The sequence below is a fragment of the Lysinibacillus sp. FJAT-14745 genome, from assembly GCF_001275675.1.
Classification (GTDB): domain Bacteria; phylum Bacillota; class Bacilli; order Bacillales_A; family Planococcaceae; genus Lysinibacillus.
Genome location: NZ_LITM01000016.1, coordinates 17,503 through 36,876, shown reverse-complemented (window position 1 = coordinate 36,876; position 19,374 = coordinate 17,503). Strand labels below are relative to the sequence as shown.

Below are 19,374 nucleotides of genomic sequence, written 5' to 3'. Positions count from 1 at the left end.
ACGAGAAGGGAGTCGTTTTCTAATGTCGGAAAGTTTTGCAAGGAGGAAACAAGATGGAGCTCTATACTTACGTCAAGGGGAAAAAGGTTCCTAGTTATCCATCGGCACATATTTAATGCTGAGCTCAATAAAATTGACGATTAGCTATATCGGAACATCGGTAGCACTAAAAGCAGATGGACTTAACAAATAAGCCCCCTATCCATTATTGGTAGGAAGCTTAATTTGTTTAAATTATTTGATTGCAATATAAATATCGACTTGAGCTTCTTGCGGATTGGCACAACGTTCATCGTATACTTCAAAGTCACCTGTGTATGTTCGTTCTACATCTGAGCTTGCAAACCAGGCCCAGACATCCTGCCAAGCTTTTACGACAACTTCTTCAAATGGACCTTTGTCAGAAGTAAAAACTAAATATTTTGCAGCTGGCACTGTTTTTACGACCATACCTTCAGGAATTTCGTCGGTAGCTACCACTTCCACCCCAAGTGTAATTGAATACTCTCCATTAACATCTGTTTCGTAATCAGAATACAGACCATACGTTACTTGATTTACTGCATTAGCTATTTGTCCTACAACATTTTGCTGATAAAAATTCGACCATAATTGTGGGATTTTTGCTTGAGCGGTAATTTCATTCGCATTGCTTGTTCGTGCTGAGATTCCTACGATTTGAAAAGATTCTTTATTCATCAAAATTGGTTCTTTTATTTCATGTTTTCTCCATCTCTTTAAGCTTGGTAAAAAAGACGTCATCATTTGGCGTGCTTCCTCTTCCGCCATACCATCTTCCTTTAAGTGTGGCACACAAATTTCAATCATTTCTTGAACTGTTAGATCTGGCTGCTTGAACTCTCCTAATTCATAACAATATGTGCAATAATCCTGACTTTTGTGTCCTTCTTTTTCTGTACCAAGTAATGCCTCATCCACTAATGGCATTCCACAGCTTTGACAATAACTTTGCATCATTAAATCCACCCTTCGTTCTATTTGTTATGACTATAACAAAGGAAACCTGACATCTGTATGTCATCAATTAAAATTCTTTATACAACTTAACAATTTCCTGTGCTCGTTTTAGCACAATCTCACTTATATGAGGTGGTTCTAATACTTTTAGGCGATGACCAAAGCTAAGAAGAAAGCCATATAGCCATTCATCCTCAGGCAAAGAAATTTTAATAGTTGAACGCTCATTATCTACATGCTCAGCGCCAAATGATTCTTCTACTAATGTCGTTATTGCAGAATCGAAAGATAACGTAAGGTTTACTATATTTTGAGGGCGATGCCACTCTTTATCCCATGGGAGTTCAGATAAGTTGACTTCTTTGCGCTGGAATGTCGTCTTCTCTTCTTTTATATCCTTCATTCTCGAAATTTTAAATAAGCGAAAATCTTCTCTCAATGTGCAATAGCCATACACATACCAAACTTTTCCCTTTTGTACTACAGTGTGTGGCTCTAATAATCGCCTTGTTATATGGCCATGTGTAGTAGAATACGTAAAGCTTATACAATGCTCGCGTTCAATTGCCTTCTTTAATAAAGTAATTTGTTCCTTGAAAATAGCATTTGGCCCCCAAGGACTAAGGTCAATAAATAGTTGATCAATAGTTTGTTTTACTGTCTCATCCGCAACACCTGTTAATTTTTCAAGCACTGCTTCAGCATGTGAATCCTCGTATGTTGTCAGCGCACTTTTAATGGCAATAGAAAGTGAAGTAAGCTCCTCCTTCGTCAGAACCTGCTTATCCACACGATAGCCATCAATTAAACTAATCCCTCCATTAACCCCCTGCTGGCTAATAACAGGAACCCCAGCACAGCTCAACGTTTCAATATCTCTATAAATAGTACGAACTGACACATTAAATAAATCGGCAAGCTCCTGAGCTGTCACTTTTTTACGATTTATTAAAATCATTGTCATCGTTAATAGACGCTCTAATTTCATATTTGTACTCCTTTTCTTTAATACTATTTTTACAATTTAATAAAAAACAACTTAGGACTTATAATTCGCGCGATTAAACGTTTTTTTCTATTATAGCTATGTTGTTTTTAACAATAAACGCTGAATTATTTATTAGAGTCTGACCCATATAAGGAACAAAAACTAGAGCATTATTTACACATTTTAATAAATACGGGATTTCATGAACAGGCATACAAAGTATTTCTTGCTTATGAACAGAAGCTAAAAGATGACCTATCGATTTCGCCAAGCTCTACATTAATAAAAATAAAGGTTTCATTCATTAAAAAACGACGAGTTTCCTATGAACCCGTCGTTTTTTAATAATCCAGTCTCATCACTATAACGTGAGATTGATTTCCGTTCCGACTCCTGGGGACGAAATCAATTAACTTTTATACACCACTACCCTCTGTCAGTCCGTGCTTCACAGCATAAAGAGCAGCCTGCGTACGATCCTGCACTTGTAGCTTCGTGAAAATATTAGAAATATGAGTTTTCACCGTTTTTTCTGTAACGAATAAAGAGGACGCAATTTCTCGATTACTTTTCCCTTTTGTAAGCTCTGCAAGCACATCCTGTTCACGAGGTGTTAGTGGGTTTAAAACATGAGGTGCATTTTTAGATTCTTGACGGTCCATTTCCAGAGTGGTTGTTGCTTCTGGATGTAATGTATTTTCGCCTCGCATAATACGACGAATGGACAATACCAACTCATCAGGTTCAATATCTTTCAACTGATAGCCTGCAGCTCCTGCCTCCATAGCTGGCACTACATGATCACGGTCAGCAAAGCTTGTCAGCATTAGAATTTCTATTTGTGGAAATTTAGCTTTAATGCGCTTCGTTGCCTGAATTCCATCCATCTCAGGCATTACCAAGTCCATGAGTATAATATCTGGCTGTATACTTTCCGCTAGAGCTACTGCCTCTAATCCATTTTTCGCTTCTCCAACAACTTCAATATCTTTCTGTGTTTTTAAGAAAAATAATAATCCACGACGCACTACATGATGGTCATCTGCGATTAAAACACGTATCATACTCTTCCCCCCCCTAATATGGCAAGCGGATTAACAGCTCTGTTCCTTTGCCCATTTCACTAACCCAGTCAGCTGTGCCACCAACTGATTTTGCACGATCCTTTATGGATTGCAAGCCTATTGAAAGTAGCTTCGTGTTATGATCGATGACGAAGCCTCGTCCCTCATCACGAATAACAAGTAAAATATCTGTGGAAGTGACCGTAATATAAAGTGCAGCCTCCAGCACACCAGCATGACGACGAACATTATTAAGTGCTTCTTGGGCTACTCGAAATAATGTTTCTTCGATACGTGATGGGAATTGCAGTACACCTGAGACCGTTACATGAAGCTTTAAGCCAAGCATTTCAGCATACACTTTTATCGCTTCAAGTAAACCATTTTCTAATCCTTTTGGACGAAGCTGCCAAATGAGAGCACGCATTTCTGTTAAGGCATCCTGTGTTAAGTGTTGAATCTCCTTAAACGTTTCCTTCACATCACTATCGTTTGTCATTTCAATACCAGCTCTCGCCGTTAATGTAACCGAAAAAAGTAGCTGATTCACGGAATCGTGTAAATCTCGGGCTAGACGATTGCGCTCCTTCACAAGTGCCATTTCCTGCTCCTGCTTTGTCAGTAAAATACGCTTAATAGCTGAGCCCATCTGAAATGCAACCGATTCAAGTAAAGCTAGCTCTTCCTCTGAAAAACGCACGGTATCCTTCGATGCAACATTTAAGACACCAAAACGCTCTTGTCCAGATTGAAGCGGCACTGTTGCATGATGTGTAATGCCTTCGTGATCGCCAACATTTGCTGCAATTGCACTTTCAATACGTTGACATTCAATAATATTTGAGGCTTTTTTTAATTCCTCATTACGATAGCGGGAAACACACCAACAGCCTCCTTTTTTTAAATAATGGCAATTTTTATATTCCAGAGCTTCTGGTAAATTGACATGAACCACAAGCTCTGACCGTCCTTTTTCATCTATAAAAAAAATCCAGCCTGTTTCAAAATTTGTGCCATTTAAAAATTTCACAAGTGCTCCTTTTAACATCGACACAATTTCAGTTTCTTCGTTTAATAACTCTGCAATCTCTTTTAAAATACCAATATTGGAATGATCGTTCTCCCTCACAAAAACACCTCTTCTTTGGCATTACTAATGTTAATGATAACATTTCAAAGTCTGGAACGTCTGCCTCAGCCGTTCATACTTTTGACTGAAATTTTTAGCTTCTTTCAGCGGGTGTCCAAACATCCACTGAAATAGAGGAACTCAGTCTACGATCGCCACGTCCTGTGGCATTACCGAAATGACCAACATAGTGTCGGCCCTCGTGTTGCTGTCGCTACGTTAGCACTACGCTTTCGCACAAAAAACATCCTGTTGCTGTCGCTACGTTAGCACTACGCTTTCGCACAAAAAACATCTGCTGCTGCCGCTACGCTTTCGCGCAATAAACATTTGCAGGCCTAAGCACAAAGCCGATTCCGGACGTAATTATGCCGAGGCATAATTGATAAAAACATACCTTATTTTGGGTAAGTTAATTTACATATAAAACTAGAACAACTATAATCGAACAAGTACATGGTTATACTAAGGAGAGAATTAATATGTCTAAAAAAGTGGAAAATGGCTTATTATTTATCTGGATTGTCTCTGTCGTTGCAACACTGGGTTCCTTATACTTTTCTGAAATCCGTCATTATGAACCTTGTAAAATGTGTTGGTACCAACGAATTTTCATGTATCCAATTGTTATTATGACAACGATTGCCTTTATTCAAAAAAATGCACGTATTGCTTTAACAACTGCTGTTTTTGCCATTATGGGGGGCAGTATATCACTTTACCATTATGGTATTCAAAAGCTTAGTTTTTTAGCTGATACTGCACCATCTTGTGGTCTTGTTTCATGTACTGGTCAATATATTAACTGGTTAGGTTTTATCACAATCCCATTTTTAGCGCTAACTGCATTTATTTTAATTGCAGGGGCAAGCTTTTATGTAATGAAGGCTGCAAAAACAGCAAATTAATTATGAGACCGTGTTCTACATTTGGAATACGGTCTTTTCTACGGAGGAAGATTTATGTTTCATTATGAAATAAATACAAATAATTTGACAGTCGAGGATCTATTACGCAATGATTGGCGACTCGGTAAAAAGCTAGTCCATGAACTGAGAATGGCGAAGGCTATCACAACAGTTGACGGAGAACCTATTCAGTGGAAAGATCCTCTACAAGTAGGAACAATCATAAAATTCACATTCCCAATTCCGACATCTAATTATCAACCGACACCGGTTTGTGCAATTGATGTCGTTTATGAGGATGACCATTGTTTGATCGTTTCTAAACCAAAAGGCATGTCGACACATCCAAATGATGCACGCGATACTCATACTTGTATGAATCATGTTATGGCTCATATTAAAGAGCAAGGTGGCACTTATGCGGAGCATGTACATCGTTTAGATAAAGGGACACAAGGTTTGTTACTTGTAGCAAAGCATCCACTAGCAAAGTCAATCTTTGACCGTATGATTGAGGAAAAAACTATTATTCGCACATACGCTGCAGAGGTACAAGGGAACTTACGCTCTTCATCCGGCACGATTTCTGAAGCAATCGGAAAAGACCGACATCATGCAACAAGACGTGTCGTTTCAAAAACTGGACAGCATGCAGTTACACACTATGAAGTTGTAGCTCGCTATAAAAGCTCTTGTATTGTCCATCTAATTCTTGAAACAGGAAGAACTCATCAAATTCGTGTACATTTAGCACATATCGGTCATCCGATTATTGGAGATACAATGTACGGAGCAAGAGAAACAGCAAGTGATGATTACGAGCTCCATGCTATTCAATTGGAATTCGAGCATCCATTTTTAAATAAGCAAATTGTTGTAAAGGATCAGCAGTAATTATCGTGCTGCACCTTGAATTGTTGCACATAAGCTAACAATTCGAGGTGCAGTTTTTTTATGCCTTATTTAAGACGTCCCCAGGAAGCTCTGCTCTGTGCGAAAGCGTAGCGACAGCAACAACAAAGCGCCCAGTCGGAACGGAAATCAACTACACGTTACGGTGGTGATGAGCTATTACACTTCAATCCATTTACTTATAATTCTAAAAAAGTATAAATATATTATTTAGTATTTCTTTCATCTATTCTTTACAATAATTTTAATATACATTTCCATTATTGGTAATGACGGTGGTTTTTTTTCATGATAGAATAGAGTAAATTGTCAGTCATCTGACATATTATGAGGAGGAATTCATTGATGAAATGGGTTAAAAGTATTGCAGCAACAACTCTAGCTGCTAGCTTACTAGCTACACCAGGTTTTGCCGCACATGCAGCGGAAACAACACCAACAGCTACGAAAGATGGTTTCAAATTAACAATTCTACACTCAAATGACACGCATGCACACGTTGAGGATGCTACAAAGCGCGCAACAAAAGTAAAAGAACTTCGTGCTGCGAATGCAAATTCACTTCTTTTAGATGCTGGTGATGTTTTCTCTGGTTCTTTGTATTTTAACGAATTTGCTGGAGAAGCTGATATGAAGTTAATGAACTTAATGGGGTATGATGCCATGACTTTTGGTAACCATGAGTTCGATTTAGGATCAAGCCCAGAAGGACATGCTGCACTTGCTAAATTCGTTAAAGGCGCAGAGTTCCCATTACTAGGATCCAATCTAGATTTTTCAAAAGATTCTTTATTCAATGGCTTACAATTCAAAACAGTCACAAAAGACTTTAAAAATGGTAAAATTTACGACGGTGTCATTAAAGAAATCGATGGACAACAAGTAGGTATTTTCGGCCTAACAACAGAAGAAACACCTACTATTTCAAGCGTTGCTAACGTCCAGTTTGCAAACTATATCGACTCTGCGAAAAAAGCAGTAGCAGATTTTGAAAAACAAGGTGTTAACAAAATTATCGCATTAACACACATAGGCTTCGATGACTCCGCTGAGTGGGATAATGACCAATTACTTGCGAAAGCTGTAGAAGGCATTGATGTAATCGTAGGTGGTCATACACATACAAAATTAGATAAGCCTGTAAAAGCTGAAACATCATTTAAGAACCCTACTATTATCGTTCAAACAGGCCAATATAGCGAAAATTTAGGTGAATTAGATTTAACATTCAACGATAATGGCGCCGTTGTTGACTACTTCGGTCAATTACATGCTTTAAATGATAAAGAAAAGCCTGTACAAGCTGACGCTGAAGCTACAGCACTTTTAGCTCCATATAAAGAGAAAATTTCAAAAATGTTAAATCAATCAACAGGCAATACAGCTGTGTCACCACTAAATGGTGGTCGTGGTCTTTGGGGCGTACGTGCTGGAGAAACAAACCTTGGTAACTTAATTACTGATGGTATGCTTGCTGGCGCAAAGAAAATTGACCCTGAAGTACAATTTGCATTCCAAAACGGTGGTGGTATTCGCGCAAGTATTGATGCAGGAGATATCACTGTAGGCGAAGTTATGACAGTTATGCCATTCGGTAATGCACTTGGCATCGTAAAACTAACTGGTGCTGAAATTTATGATATTGTTGAACATAGTGTGAAAGAGTTCCCGAAAGAATCTGGTGGCTTCCTACACTTCTCTGGTTTACAAGTTGAATTTGACGGTAAAGCACCAGCTGGTAAACGTGTAAAATCTATTAAATTAAATGGAAAAGAGCTAGATAAAGCAGCCTATTATAAAGCGGCAACAAATACATTCACTGCTAAAGGTGGAGACGGCTACGATACACTGAAAAAAGTTTATGCGGACGGCCGTGTAAGTGAACCTGGTACGATTGACTATGAAATGTTTATCAAACACTTAGATACACTAAAAAAAGTTGATTCAAAAGTAGAAGGACGTATTATCGCAACAATTCCATTTAAAGATATCGCAAAAGGTTCAGACACAGAAGGTTATGTTCGTGATCTTTATTACCGTGATTTAACAAATGGTACTTCTGCAACAACATATTCACCAAATGCAAACTTAACTCGTGCACAAGCTGCATCATTTATCGCACGTGCCTTAAAGCTTGAAGCAAAAGGTCAAGCAACATTCTCTGATATTGCGAATGTAAATCCTGCAACACAAAAAGAAATTACAGCACTTGCTGAAGCTGGAATTGTACAAGGTGTGAATGGTAAATTCAATCCTAATGCAAAAGTAACTCGTGCTCAACTTTCCTTAATGTTTGCTCGTGCATACAACCTACAACACGATGCAAAAACTGGTTTAAAAGCTGATTTCAGTGATATTTCTCAATACAACGCTGAAACTCAAAATGCTATTGCACTTATGAAAGACTTAAAGATTGTTAGCGGTGTAAACGGCAAATTTATGCCTAGTAACAACGCAACACGTGCAAATATGGCTAAAATGCTTTCTAACTACATTCCTTTTGTAAAAGAATCTAAATAATACATTTAAAAATCCCGCTTCTCAAATTAGAGAGCGGGATTTCTATTGCACTAAAAATTAAATTTAAAGTTATCTGGATCCTGCCCAAAGCGTTCATTACGATTTAACGCCGCTATTTTATCCATTTGTTCTAGTGTTAATTCAAAATCAAAAATCTGTGCATTTTCCTCAATACGACTTGGTGTCACAGATTTTGGAATAACAAGTGTATCATTTTGTAAATGCCAGCGAAGGACTACTTGTGCAGCTGTCTTCCCTATTTCGCGACCAATTTCCATTATTGTTGTATTATCAAGTACCCCACCACGACCTAATGGAGACCATGCCGTAACAGCAATTCCATGCTCACTACAAAATGCTCGTAAGGCGTCTTGCTGTAAATATGGATGCACCTCTACTTGATTGACCATTGGTGCTATATTTGCTTTAGCTAATAGCTTTTGTAGATGGTGCTCATGGTGATTTGAGATACCTGTTGCACGAATTAATTTTTCATCATATAAACGTTCAATTGCTCTATACGTTTCTTCAAATGTTTCTGGTACTGCCCAATGAGTCAAATATAAATCTAAATAGTCCATATTTAACTTTTTCAAAGATACTTCAAAAGCTCGTAATGTTTCATCATAACCTTGGTCATTATTCCAAACCTTTGTCGTCACAAAAATATCCTCACGTTTAACACCTGAATGACGAATAGCTTCGCCCACCTCAGCTTCATTACCATAAAGCGAAGCCGTATCTATAGCTCGGTAGCCATATTTAAGAGCTTTATCAATAGCCTGCAAAGTCTCATCACGCTCGGTCATTTTATAAACACCTAAGCCAAAGCGAGGCATTTCCACACCGTTTGCTAATGTTTTTGTTGATTGTAAATTCAAGAATAACAACCCCTTTCTTTTCCTAGTTCCATTATACAAAAAATTGGTTTTAAGAAACATAAGGAAAATTTCCAGGGTAATTTCTTATTGTTCTTCTGCTTTCTCTTCATAATCATCTACTTGGATAGGGTCTGGAATTCGATCGTCTTCTACAAGCTCTTGACCATCACGCAAATGCTCCATTTGCTTCCCCAAATCCTGTAAATCTTTAAAATTTCTAGCCATTGTACCGTTTTCGATATTTGGAACCTTTTTTTCCATTATTATCACCTCTCTTATAGTTTTCCCGAAATAGTTATTTCTGAACCATTTCTGACATATTTTATTCCACTATGTCGTTTCATTTTTATAGTAGATAGTCTATACTAAAAAGAGATGTCTTTATAAACATGAGGAGGGTACTTCCATGAGTTTAATTTTAATTATTGGTGTAACTGTTGCGTTCTTAACTGCAATTTTCACTGCTGGTTATGAAGGCGACTACAGAGCAGACAAATAATACCTCAAGAAAATCACTAAGCATGAATAGATGCTTAGTGATTTTTTTTGTTTAAAACTATTGTGATGAAATAGGGTGCCCTCTTAAATAAAGTTTGGCTCTTTGGCAAAGTGAGGAGTTGATTTCCGTTACGACTGAGTGCTTTCCTGAGGGTCCGATGAGCCGCTTTGGTTACATCTCTTTTTTAGGAACAATATATTTACTTGACATTCTGTACTTTATAAAATAAACTTACTTACATAAAGTAAGCTAATAATTAATGATAACTTAAATTTCGGAGGTAATTTACTATGCATTTTCATGAAAAACCTAACACATATGTCACAAATGTTGAAATTAAAGTGAGCGATTTACAACGTTCATTAACTTATTATCAGGAGGTAATTGGCTTTAAAGTTTTACATCAGGAATCTCATAGAGCAACTCTAACAACTGATGGCAAAACAGCATTACTGACAATCATCCAACCCGAAACAGTAGAAGAAAAAACGAGCTTAACAACTGGACTTTATCACTTTGCAATTTTACTGCCTACTCGTCGTGATTTAGCGAATATTATTACTCATTTCCATAACAATGGCGTGTACTTCGGAGCATCTGACCATGATGTAAGTGAAGCACTTTATTTAAGTGATCCTGATAATAATGGTATTGAGGTTTATGCGGATCGACCTGAAAATGAATGGACTTGGCATTTCGACCAAGTGCATATGGTGACTGAACCTCTTAAAATCCATTCTATATTAGAGGAAGGCGATGCTAGATGGAATGGCCTACCAGCTGATACGGTTATGGGACATATTCATTTATCAGTTTCTAATTTAGCTACCGCAGAGGAATTTTATACAAAAGGATTAGGATTTGAGATTGTCACTCGCTATGGAGACCAAGCTTTATTCATCTCAACTGGCCGCTATCACCATCATATCGGTTTAAACACTTGGCACTCTGAAAACGCACCAAAGCTTGGTGAAAATCAAGTTGGCCTAAAAACATTTTCATTGCGCCTAGATAATGAAGAGCAAGCAACAACAATGCAAGAAAATCTTCGTGCAATTGGTGCACCTGTTACTGATATAGATGGAGGTTTCCAAACAGAGGATCCATCAGGTATCGTAGTTTTATTGAAATTTTAAGAGTGATGTGACGGGCTTTCCGTCGCTTGCCAGGTTTTATCCGTCGCTTACCAGGTTCTTTCCGTCGCTTGTCGGATTCATTCCATCGTTTGAGGCGTTCTTTCCGTCGCTTACGGAAGTAAAATTTTAAAATTCCCCATCAGAAAAGCGCGAGAAATCAATGTTTCTAAATTGATTTCCCGCGCTTTTTTTGAGGTTTTGACCAGTTAGGTCCCAGGCTTTTTTTAATGTAATCCTGGATATCCTTGTTGGCGCAATGCCTCATAAATTACAATGGCTGCTGTATTCGATAGATTGAGTGAACGAACATGTTCGCTCTGTGGAATTCGTAAGCACATATCTCGACGCTCATAAGCAAAATCCTTTGGCAAGCCAGTCGTTTCTTTTCCAAACATAAAGTAAATATCACGATCTTTATCACTAAAATCATGTGTCGTAAATGGCTCTTCACTATATGTCTCAATTAAATAAACGTCGCCATTTTTAGATGCCTCTAAAAAATCCTCTAATGAATCGTGATACACGACATTGACACTATGCCAATAATCTAAGCCGGCACGTTTTAGCATTTTATCGTCTGTGGAAAAGCCAAGAGGACGAATTAAATGTAGTGACGTATTTGTGCCAGCACATGTGCGTGCAATATTTCCTGTATTTGCTGGAATTTCTGGTTGATATAAAACGATATGCAATGGCATAACGGCACACTTCCTTAATTAAAAAATTGTAAACCTTTGTTAATTTCAACGAGCACTTCCTCGTCTTGTTCTTGTACTTTTGCCTCAAGTAATGCAGATTGGGCCTGTTCTCCGCCTATCTTGCCTAATGCCCATGCTGCTGTTCCTCGAATTACAGGTCGTTCATCCTTTTCAAGAAGTGCTACTAAGTCTGGGACCGCAGCTTCTTCTTTAAAGTGCGCAAGTGCCAAAATAGCATTGCGTTGAATTGGCTTTTTCCCTCTCCATGAACCAGAAACATGTCCAAATTTTTCTTTAAAGTCACGATTTGAGATCGTTAAAAGTGGTACAAGTAATGGCTTTGCAAGCTCTGGATCAGGCTTAAATTCCTCATGTATCCAGTTAATCTTTCCTTTATTCTTTGGGCATACGGTCTGGCATGTATCACAGCCATACAAACGATTACCAATATGAGTACGAAACTCATCAGGTAGCATTCCTTTAGTTTGCGTTAAAAAGGCTATACAACGCTGTGAGTCTAGTTGTCCTCCCTCGATTAACGCGCCTGTTGGACAAACATCTAAACATAAACGGCAATCCCCGCATTCATCCTCCATAGGCTGATCAGGAGCAAAAGGGATATTCGTGATAAGCTCCCCTAAATATACATAAGATCCGAACTCAGGCGTAATAATCGAGCAGTTTTTCCCGCTCCAGCCTATCCCTGCACGCTCTGCAACTGCCCTATCGACAAGTGCACCCGTATCAACCATTGATTCAATACGAACACCTTCTATGCGCTCCTCAAGCCAGGCTGATAATAATTTCAAGCGCTCACGTAATGCTGTATGATAATCGACACCCCAGGAAGCGCGGCAAAAAATCCCACGTCTTGCTCCCTTCTTGCCAACAGGTGCATTTTGCATACGCGACGGATAGGCTACAGCTATCGCCACAATGCTCTCTGCTTCCTCTAACAATTGTAGGGGTTCGGTACGTTTTTCAATATCGCTTTCTTCAAAGCCAGACTGATAGCCAAGCTCTTGCTGACGGCGCAGTCTATTTTTTAATTCTGTAAATGGAGCTGCTGTTGTAAAGCCAATTTTATCTACACCAATGGACATTCCATAGGCTACAAATTCACGTTGTAGGTCATGTATGTTCATTTTATTTCCAACTCCTTACATGGTACAATAATAGAAATAGATAAAGTAGGTGATGTTTTATGGACATTTCAATTAATCAATCTCTATTGACACAACATCCCGAGCTTAAAATCGGCATTATTCATTATACCAAAATTGTCGTTGCAGAATCGCCTCAAATGATTAAAGGTCGCATGCAATTGTATCAGGAAAATCTCTTTTTAGAAATGCAAAATAGTCCTGTAACGCAACGAGAAGGTATCGCAGAATGGCGACAACTATGGAAAAAGCTTGGTGCAGATCCGAACCGCTATCGTCACTCAGCAGAAAGCTTAATGCGCCGAATTAGTAAGCAAAATTATTTAACACCACTTCACTCTGGTGTTGATTTAAATAATTTCTTCTCCCTCCAATATGAAATTCCAGTAGGCTTATATGATGTAGCTAAACTACAAGGAAATATAGAAATCGCACTTGGCAACGAGGACACTGGCTATGAGGGCTTAAATGGCCGTTTTAATGCATTAAAAAATATCCTTTATAACTATGATGCTGAAGGCGCATTTGGGTCACCATTTGTCGATTCTAAACGTACGTCTGTTTCAGAGGAAACGACCGAGGCTTTACATATCTTCTATCTCCGCCCATCATTGTCAGACGAAAATGCGAATAAGCTTCTAGCATCTGCCAGTAAGATGTTTAACCAAATTCATGGCGGCGAGTATAAAATGGCCCTCTTAACAAACGCAGTACCATCTACTACATTGTAAAAGGACGTGTTTTCATGATTAATCTTGCAGAAGCCGTTAAGCTAAAAAGTATTTTAGCAAAAAAAGTTCAGGAGCTCGTTAGTGAATTACATCGTAGCGCTTTTGTAACTGTCGAAAAAGGACAAGCACCCAAAACTAGTAATCGCGCAATGAAAGTAATTGAAGCTGAATTAGCTCAAGTACGTCTCGATATTCGTACATTAGATCGTTTAGTATATGAAGCAAATATAAATAACTCCGTAGACTTTAAAGGTGACAAACTAGCATTAGTTGAAGCCATTGAGCTCGCAACACAGCTCCGCGCAGATGCTGAGCTTTGCAAACAGTTTAGTATGCATGAAAAAGAGAGTGTACGCATGGGCTATGGTGAAAATACAATGCTTTATGAAATCACTATGTATGAGCCAGATGAGTACCGTGAACGTGCTATTATACTAGAAAAAGATGCACATAAATTATCGAATCTCATCAATGCAAAGAATTATAGTGTTGAAATTAATTTCGATGATTCACGATATTTCTAATCAGATCGTAAAATACTGCAATAAAAAAAGCATCCTTTTTGAACTGCACCTCCAATTGTTAAATTATGTCTAACAATTGGGATGCAGCTCAAAGTAGCTAAGCGCTTTTTGATATTCTATTTTTTAGGATTTGAGCCATTGGTACCTCTTGCAAAGTCAAATCAATTATGCCTCGGCATAATTCCGTGACATCCGCTGGAGGCTTTAACTTCTGCCGGAAGAAGTTAAAATGTCTTTACTGGTTTGGAAGTCTGTTCATTTAGCATCACTGAGTAAAAACTTCTTTTCTCATTTGCAAGAGTCATCACGTTTTCCAATTGCTCCAATTGTTGCTCTAGTAGGTTAACATGTTTATTTAATAGTTCAATCCGTTTGTGTAAAACATCCTGGATACCGTCTATTTCTTGATTATTTTGTGTTAACAGACAGCCATCTTCAACAAACAAAGCAATATCCTTTAGCTTCATTCCTGTTTGCTTTAATCCATAAATAAATTGAATAAAGCGAAGATCCTGATCATTATACTGCCGAATCCCGTTTTGTTTCCCATCCATACGATAAGGATTAGGTAAGAGACCCATTTTTTCGTAATAACGAAGTGTATATGTAGAAATACCTGTTAATTTCGATACTTCACCAATTGAGTACATTAAGTTTTTGTCCCCTTTCATTCACATATAAGAACAACCTTTCCTACCGATAATGAATTTTCAAGCAATTCTTGTGCATGTGCCGCTTCCCTTAAAGGAAGTCTGTAAGAGATTAAGGGATTGATTTTCCCTTCCTCTAACAATGTGAGAAGGGAGCAAACATCTTCCTTAAACCAATCTAATCTTTCTTTTTTTAAAGAGGTTATAGAGTAAAGATAGATAGGATTACCTTTCTCTGTAGTTTGATTTTTAGCCAGACTTTCCCATTCTTTAGTCCATTCTTCTGAATTTTCTTGCTGAAGAATAGACGTATAGCCGTAACCTATGAAACGGCCATTCTTGCTTAAGGTTTTCATCGAACGCACATAATTCCGGCCTCCTATTGGATCAAATACAACATTCATACCTTCAGGAGCCTGGATACGAAGAGTATCTACAAAATCTTCGTTTCGATAGTCAATCGGCATGGCGCCGTATTGGGATACAATTGAATGTTTAGTCAAAGAAGCCGTGCCATACATGTCTAATTTCGCTAACTTTCCAAGCTCAAGCAATGCAGTACCAACCCCTCCACCTGCCCCGTGAATCAGGATACGTTCTCCCTCAGCTACCTTTGCAATCCTGTGAAGCATTTGATAGGCTGTCACATAATTTAAGATCACAGCAACCGCCGTTACGGAATCGATATGAGAAGGAATCCCGACAACCTCATCGTCCATCGCGTACACATAAGATGCATAGCCACCCGTTCCGTTAAAAAAGACGGCTACCTTATCCCCTATCAAATATTTTTGCACGCCTTCTCCCAACTCGTCAACAATCCCAATAGCATCGTATCCTGGAGTAAAGGGAGGTATAGGAGATAGCGGATATTTACCCTCTCTTCTCATAATATCCGCAAGTGCAACCCCTGCTGCTTGGACCTTAACTCGAATTTCTCCCCTTTCAGGTTTTCGTAGGGGCTCCTCTATCACATCAATTACCTGAGGTCCTCCGTATCGAGTTACAATTACCCGTGTATTCAAATCAAAACATCTCCTCTCAATAAAGATGTTTGTATTATATTTGTTAGAGTAAGCTCTAAGTCAAGGGATCTATTTTGCATTAGTCATGGTTTAAAGTTCTATTACATAGACGATTTCCCTGAAACTGTATACAATAGATTTATGGAGTCGATGAGACTTCATATCGAATTGGATGTGCTGTTTTCAAAACTAGCTTTTTGGAGCTAACTTCAACGAAACCTATGACAAGTTACCTGTTACTGTATGACCAATGACTAATAACCAACTATAAGCAATGGCCATACTCAAACTACTTGACTATTATTTGAAAACGCCATCCAAAAACTCTCTTACACCTTGTGTGTAGGAGAGCTTTTTAGTTTAAAACAAGTGCATCATTTTGCTTTAACGAATAAAGAAGTAACGTAGAAAATAAACCCTATTGCAAAGGCAATTAATTGATCCAATAATAATTCATCATGAAGAAACCATCTTAGCAAAAAGACTCCGCCGAAAATTAACATGATTAAAAACCCAACATATTTTAATCCATTATGTAGCATTTTCTATCTCCTTTTTTAAGTCTTCCGAAACTATCTTGGTAATAAGCACATAAAAAAATCTTTAAAAAGGGAGCAACCTTCATTTAGTTTAAAATTGTTTCAAGAGCCTTTGATCTCATCTATCAATTTTTATTCTTTTAATAGCTACTATTCTTTCATTTGCGGGAACTAGTCAAAGTATATTTTGTTTATTGATGCCATTCAAATGTGTACACAACTTGCTCATTTACTTTATACAAGCAAATGAAATAATCTTCCCCTCTGTTTTTAGAATTGTAATAATAATAATCCCCTATATCCACATTTATATTAATATCTTGAAATACGTTCTGAATCTTTACTTTATAATCTTCTGAATAAGAATTAATGCTATTTGAAATAAATTTCGATACGTATTGTCTCGCTTCTTTCTGATTTGTTTCCGTTACTTTAATCATATATTGAGTAAATGAAGTATTTTGATTTGTAAAGTCGAGGCATTTTACCCATGTACCGTCCCCTCTTGCTGCAAAAGGCTCGGTCCATAATTCCGTTACTTTGTTTGGTAAAGGCATTGAGATTCCCCAACGATCTTCATATGAATAGACAATTTCCAATGGATCGCTACTCACAAGAGTTTTTATCCAAAAGAACCCTATAAAAATTATCAGAAACATAATCGAAATTACTATTCCTATCAATTTCTTCATGAAAATTCTCTCCCTCCTTTTTAAAAATTGATGTTCTTATTTACTGTTTAAATAATGATTATCTTTAAATATATACCAATTCACCTTGATTATAAAATACTAATCTAATAAAAAGATTACAAACGCCCCTTCTCGTTTAGCTGCATTCTGTTGGAAGGGCAAGATATCTTTTTATGACTAGTTCTCCCCTAACATGGACATAATATATCCAAAGAAAGGGGTTAAACAATGACAAACCAACATGATCCAACAAACGAGCATGACATGACTTTGACAAATCGACAGGGACACCCTATTACTAACAATCAAAATATACGAACTGTCAGTAATCGAGGACCTGCAACCCTTGAAAACTATGATTTTATAGAAAAAATAAGCCACTTTGACCGCGAAAGAGTTCCTGAGCGTGTTGTTCATGCGCGAGGTGCAGGGGCACATGGCTACTTTGAGACATACAGTGTTGTCGGGGATGATCCTATTTCTAAGTATACAAGGGCAAAAGTATTTCAGGATAAGGGGAAGCAGACGCCTGTTTTTGTACGCTTCTCAACAGTTATACATGGTGGTCATTCACCAGAGACATTACGTGATCCTCGAGGCTTTGCTGTAAAATTCTATACTGAGGATGGTAACTGGGATTTAGTCGGCAATAATTTAAAGATCTTCTTTATCCGTGATGCTATGAAATTCCCTGATATGATTCACGCCTTTAAGCCCGATCCGATTACAAATATTCAGGACGTTGAACGCTTTTTTGATTTCTGTGCAAGCTCTCCTGAATCCTTCCATATGGTGACATTCGTTTATTCACCATGGGGTATTCCTGCTAATTATCGAATGATGCAAGGCTCTGGCGTTAATACGTATAAATGGGTCAATAATGAAGGCAAAGCGGTCCTTGTTAAATATCATTGGGAACCTTTACAGGGCATTAAAAACTTAACACAAAAAGAAGCAGAAGAAATCCAAAAGAAAAATTTCAATCATGCCACACAAGATTTATATGATGCGATTAAAAATGAGGATTATCCTGAATGGGAGCTTAACGTCCAAATTATGGAGGATGGTCCACATCCAGAGCTTGATTTTGATCCATTAGATGATACGAAGCTTTGGCCTAATGATCAATTCCCGTGGTATCCAGTTGGTAAAATGGTGTTAAATAAAAATCCAGAAGATTATTTTGCTGAGGTCGAACAGGCTACTTTCGGTACAGGTGTGCTTGTGGACGGATTGGATTTCTCGGACGATAAAATGCTACAAGGTCGTACCTTCTCTTATTCTGATACACAGCGTCATCGTGTAGGTGCAAACTATTTACAGCTCCCTATCAATGCTCCTAAAAAACGAGTGGCAACCAATCAAAACGGTGGTCAAATGATGTATAAGCGTGATTTAGCTCCTGGGCAGAATCCTCATATAAACTATGAGCCTTCGATGTTAAATGGTTTAAAAGAAGCTACTCAAACGGGTAAAGAATATACACCACTCGTAGAAGGCAATCTCGTTCGGGAATCCATTGATCGTCAAAGTAATACGAAGCAAGCTGGCGATACATATCGCAATTTTGAGCAATGGGAGCGAGATGAGCTGCTTGAAAATTTAATTCGTGATTTAGCAGTTTGTCATAAAGCCATTCAAGAAGCGATGATTGCATTAGCAGAGGAAGCAGATGAAGAATACGGTCGTTTGTTAAAAGAAGGATTACAAAAAGCTCAGAATGATTCTTCTTCATCAAAGCCACTTGGCAATATTGCTGGTGATGAAGCCCCTAAAAAGGCTGTAGATAAAGGGCATGACGCAGAGCCTTATTAAAGCAAAAAGACATTACATATTTTCACAACAAATATGTAATGTCTTTTTTTTAGCAGCAGAAGTTATTCTTCATTACAATAGAAAAAAACTTTTTAATTATTTTTCGTATGCTTTATACCAATGATATGGTTGTATTTCTTTCAGTGTTTTAAATATCAATTCACCATTCGGATTAGTGATAGCCGCTTTAACATTTTCACCCCAGTAAAAAAGCCTTTCTTGACATACACCACAAGGAGTTAGCACAGTAAATACTGAATTTTCGTTTTCTCTGGCAATACAAATACTATGAGTAACCTTCGTATTAAGTTTATGCGCTTCAAGTATTGCACCAGTTTCCATGCACAATTCAGTAGAAGCATTAATAACGTCTGGTGCTACGCTCGTTAAAATCTGACCATCTTCAGTATACATTGCTGCCGCACCACCCCAACCAGAAGGGTATCTTTTTTCGATCAATTCTACCACCGACTGATATAATTTTCGCTCAATATCCATCTTCTTCCCCCTGTTTTTAATCAA

Annotated in this window: 21 protein-coding genes; 8 read left to right on the top strand and 13 right to left on the bottom strand. The window is 37.9% G+C overall.

Features of this window, described 5'->3' with window-relative positions:
• Nucleotides 1–234: 234 nt before the first annotated feature.
• Both AMS59_RS21490 and AMS59_RS21485 read right to left on the bottom strand, forming a co-directional pair.
• Nucleotides 235–975 carry an effector binding domain-containing protein gene (locus AMS59_RS21490; RefSeq protein ID WP_053485745.1) on the bottom strand — a complete coding sequence of 247 codons (741 nt, stop codon included), beginning with the start codon at nucleotides 973–975 and terminating at the stop codon, nucleotides 235–237.
• A 70-nt stretch (nucleotides 976–1,045) separates the two neighbouring features.
• Entirely contained in the window at nucleotides 1,046–1,966 is a 921-nt protein-coding gene (locus AMS59_RS21485) for a YafY family protein (RefSeq protein ID WP_053485744.1), read from the bottom strand.
• A 120-nt stretch (nucleotides 1,967–2,086) separates the two neighbouring features.
• On the opposite strand from AMS59_RS21485, the gene AMS59_RS27090 reads away from it, so the two are divergent.
• The gene (locus tag AMS59_RS27090) at nucleotides 2,087–2,311 is read left to right on the top strand and encodes a hypothetical protein (protein WP_369814352.1); all 225 of its coding nucleotides are present in this window, start codon (nucleotides 2,087–2,089) and stop codon (nucleotides 2,309–2,311) included.
• 71 nt (nucleotides 2,312–2,382) lie between these two features.
• Here AMS59_RS27090 and AMS59_RS21480 read toward each other — a convergent pair whose 3' ends face one another.
• Together AMS59_RS21480 and AMS59_RS21475 are read right to left on the bottom strand one after the other, a co-directional pair.
• Nucleotides 2,383–3,030: a response regulator transcription factor gene (locus AMS59_RS21480; RefSeq protein ID WP_053485743.1), complete on the bottom strand. Its 648-nt coding sequence runs from the start codon at nucleotides 3,028–3,030 to the stop codon at nucleotides 2,383–2,385.
• A 13-nt stretch (nucleotides 3,031–3,043) separates the two neighbouring features.
• Complete coding sequence (locus AMS59_RS21475; RefSeq protein ID WP_053485742.1) at nucleotides 3,044–4,159, bottom strand: GAF domain-containing sensor histidine kinase; 1,116 nt, start codon at nucleotides 4,157–4,159, stop codon at nucleotides 3,044–3,046.
• 482 nt (nucleotides 4,160–4,641) lie between these two features.
• Here AMS59_RS21475 and AMS59_RS21470 point away from each other — a divergent pair, with 482 nt between their 5' ends.
• From AMS59_RS21470 to AMS59_RS21460, 3 genes are all read left to right on the top strand, one after another.
• A complete protein-coding gene (locus tag AMS59_RS21470) occupies nucleotides 4,642–5,067 on the top strand; it encodes a disulfide oxidoreductase (protein ID WP_053485741.1) in 426 nt (141 codons plus the stop codon).
• 54 nt (nucleotides 5,068–5,121) lie between these two features.
• Nucleotides 5,122–5,961 (top strand): RluA family pseudouridine synthase, encoded by an 840-nt coding sequence (locus AMS59_RS21465; RefSeq protein ID WP_053485740.1) that lies wholly within the window; start codon nucleotides 5,122–5,124, stop codon nucleotides 5,959–5,961.
• 363 nt (nucleotides 5,962–6,324) lie between these two features.
• Complete coding sequence (locus AMS59_RS21460; protein ID WP_234007876.1) at nucleotides 6,325–8,499, top strand: 5'-nucleotidase C-terminal domain-containing protein; 2,175 nt, start codon at nucleotides 6,325–6,327, stop codon at nucleotides 8,497–8,499.
• 50 nt (nucleotides 8,500–8,549) lie between these two features.
• Here the strand turns inward: AMS59_RS21460 and AMS59_RS21455 are convergent, their stop codons facing one another.
• Nucleotides 8,550–9,380: an aldo/keto reductase gene (locus tag AMS59_RS21455; RefSeq protein WP_053485738.1), complete on the bottom strand. Its 831-nt coding sequence runs from the start codon at nucleotides 9,378–9,380 to the stop codon at nucleotides 8,550–8,552.
• Nucleotides 9,381–9,464: 84 nt separating this feature from the next.
• The gene (locus tag AMS59_RS25995) at nucleotides 9,465–9,641 is read right to left on the bottom strand and encodes a hypothetical protein (protein ID WP_199777816.1); all 177 of its coding nucleotides are present in this window, start codon (nucleotides 9,639–9,641) and stop codon (nucleotides 9,465–9,467) included.
• 528 nt (nucleotides 9,642–10,169) lie between these two features.
• Between AMS59_RS25995 and AMS59_RS21450 the strand changes: the two genes are divergently transcribed.
• Complete coding sequence (locus tag AMS59_RS21450; RefSeq protein WP_053485737.1) at nucleotides 10,170–11,015, top strand: VOC family protein; 846 nt, start codon at nucleotides 10,170–10,172, stop codon at nucleotides 11,013–11,015.
• 224 nt (nucleotides 11,016–11,239) lie between these two features.
• Here AMS59_RS21450 and trmL read toward each other — a convergent pair whose 3' ends face one another.
• Together trmL and queG are read right to left on the bottom strand one after the other, a co-directional pair.
• A complete protein-coding gene (gene trmL / locus AMS59_RS21445; protein WP_053485736.1) occupies nucleotides 11,240–11,713 on the bottom strand; it encodes a tRNA (uridine(34)/cytosine(34)/5-carboxymethylaminomethyluridine(34)-2'-O)-methyltransferase TrmL in 474 nt (157 codons plus the stop codon).
• 14 nt (nucleotides 11,714–11,727) lie between these two features.
• Nucleotides 11,728–12,858 (bottom strand): tRNA epoxyqueuosine(34) reductase QueG, encoded by a 1,131-nt coding sequence (gene queG, locus AMS59_RS21440; RefSeq protein ID WP_053485735.1) that lies wholly within the window; start codon nucleotides 12,856–12,858, stop codon nucleotides 11,728–11,730.
• Between the two features lie 59 nt (nucleotides 12,859–12,917).
• Between queG and AMS59_RS21435 the strand changes: the two genes are divergently transcribed.
• Nucleotides 12,918–13,607: a B3/4 domain-containing protein gene (locus AMS59_RS21435; RefSeq protein WP_053485734.1), complete on the top strand. Its 690-nt coding sequence runs from the start codon at nucleotides 12,918–12,920 to the stop codon at nucleotides 13,605–13,607.
• Nucleotides 13,608–13,621: 14 nt separating this feature from the next.
• Entirely contained in the window at nucleotides 13,622–14,131 is a 510-nt protein-coding gene (locus AMS59_RS21430) for a hypothetical protein (protein WP_053485733.1), read from the top strand.
• Between the two features lie 224 nt (nucleotides 14,132–14,355).
• Here the strand turns inward: AMS59_RS21430 and AMS59_RS21425 are convergent, their stop codons facing one another.
• The 4 genes from AMS59_RS21425 to AMS59_RS21415 form a co-directional block, all read right to left on the bottom strand.
• Complete coding sequence (locus AMS59_RS21425) at nucleotides 14,356–14,781, bottom strand: MerR family transcriptional regulator (RefSeq protein WP_053485732.1); 426 nt, start codon at nucleotides 14,779–14,781, stop codon at nucleotides 14,356–14,358.
• Between the two features lie 17 nt (nucleotides 14,782–14,798).
• Entirely contained in the window at nucleotides 14,799–15,806 is a 1,008-nt protein-coding gene (locus tag AMS59_RS21420) for a medium chain dehydrogenase/reductase family protein (RefSeq protein ID WP_053485731.1), read from the bottom strand.
• A 374-nt stretch (nucleotides 15,807–16,180) separates the two neighbouring features.
• Nucleotides 16,181–16,348: a hypothetical protein gene (locus AMS59_RS25990; RefSeq protein ID WP_199777815.1), complete on the bottom strand. Its 168-nt coding sequence runs from the start codon at nucleotides 16,346–16,348 to the stop codon at nucleotides 16,181–16,183.
• Nucleotides 16,349–16,536: 188 nt separating this feature from the next.
• Nucleotides 16,537–17,037, bottom strand: coding sequence for a hypothetical protein (locus tag AMS59_RS21415; RefSeq protein ID WP_053485730.1), 501 nt, complete (start codon nucleotides 17,035–17,037; stop codon nucleotides 16,537–16,539).
• Between the two features lie 228 nt (nucleotides 17,038–17,265).
• Here AMS59_RS21415 and AMS59_RS21410 point away from each other — a divergent pair, with 228 nt between their 5' ends.
• Nucleotides 17,266–18,852: a catalase gene (locus AMS59_RS21410; protein ID WP_053485729.1), complete on the top strand. Its 1,587-nt coding sequence runs from the start codon at nucleotides 17,266–17,268 to the stop codon at nucleotides 18,850–18,852.
• A gap of 96 nt (nucleotides 18,853–18,948) precedes the next feature.
• Here AMS59_RS21410 and AMS59_RS21405 read toward each other — a convergent pair whose 3' ends face one another.
• On the bottom strand, nucleotides 18,949–19,350 hold the full coding sequence (locus AMS59_RS21405) for a cytidine deaminase (RefSeq protein ID WP_053485728.1): 402 nt from the start codon (nucleotides 19,348–19,350) through the stop codon (nucleotides 18,949–18,951).
• Nucleotides 19,351–19,374: the final 24 nt, after the last annotated feature.

What these genes read in the sequence shown, in the direction of transcription:
- AMS59_RS21490 (WP_053485745.1), bottom strand. Translation starts at nt 975, where the DNA reads ATGCAAAGTTATTGTCAAAGCTGTGGAATGCCATTAGTGGATGAGGCA.
- AMS59_RS21485 (WP_053485744.1), bottom strand. Translation starts at nt 1,966, where the DNA reads ATGAAATTAGAGCGTCTATTAACGATGACAATGATTTTAATAAATCGT.
- AMS59_RS21480 (WP_053485743.1), bottom strand. Translation starts at nt 3,030, where the DNA reads ATGATACGTGTTTTAATCGCAGATGACCATCATGTAGTGCGTCGTGGA.
- AMS59_RS21470 (WP_053485741.1), top strand. Translation starts at nt 4,642, where the DNA reads ATGTCTAAAAAAGTGGAAAATGGCTTATTATTTATCTGGATTGTCTCT.
- AMS59_RS21465 (WP_053485740.1), top strand. Translation starts at nt 5,122, where the DNA reads ATGTTTCATTATGAAATAAATACAAATAATTTGACAGTCGAGGATCTA.
- AMS59_RS21460 (WP_234007876.1), top strand. Translation starts at nt 6,325, where the DNA reads ATGAAATGGGTTAAAAGTATTGCAGCAACAACTCTAGCTGCTAGCTTA.
- AMS59_RS25995 (WP_199777816.1), bottom strand. Translation starts at nt 9,641, where the DNA reads ATGGAAAAAAAGGTTCCAAATATCGAAAACGGTACAATGGCTAGAAAT.
- AMS59_RS21450 (WP_053485737.1), top strand. Translation starts at nt 10,170, where the DNA reads ATGCATTTTCATGAAAAACCTAACACATATGTCACAAATGTTGAAATT.
- trmL (WP_053485736.1), bottom strand. Translation starts at nt 11,713, where the DNA reads ATGCCATTGCATATCGTTTTATATCAACCAGAAATTCCAGCAAATACA.
- queG (WP_053485735.1), bottom strand. Translation starts at nt 12,858, where the DNA reads ATGAACATACATGACCTACAACGTGAATTTGTAGCCTATGGAATGTCC.
- AMS59_RS21435 (WP_053485734.1), top strand. Translation starts at nt 12,918, where the DNA reads ATGGACATTTCAATTAATCAATCTCTATTGACACAACATCCCGAGCTT.
- AMS59_RS21430 (WP_053485733.1), top strand. Translation starts at nt 13,622, where the DNA reads ATGATTAATCTTGCAGAAGCCGTTAAGCTAAAAAGTATTTTAGCAAAA.
- AMS59_RS21425 (WP_053485732.1), bottom strand. Translation starts at nt 14,781, where the DNA reads ATGTACTCAATTGGTGAAGTATCGAAATTAACAGGTATTTCTACATAT.
- AMS59_RS25990 (WP_199777815.1), bottom strand. Translation starts at nt 16,348, where the DNA reads ATGCTACATAATGGATTAAAATATGTTGGGTTTTTAATCATGTTAATT.
- AMS59_RS21415 (WP_053485730.1), bottom strand. Translation starts at nt 17,037, where the DNA reads ATGAAGAAATTGATAGGAATAGTAATTTCGATTATGTTTCTGATAATT.
- AMS59_RS21410 (WP_053485729.1), top strand. Translation starts at nt 17,266, where the DNA reads ATGACAAACCAACATGATCCAACAAACGAGCATGACATGACTTTGACA.
- AMS59_RS21405 (WP_053485728.1), bottom strand. Translation starts at nt 19,350, where the DNA reads ATGGATATTGAGCGAAAATTATATCAGTCGGTGGTAGAATTGATCGAA.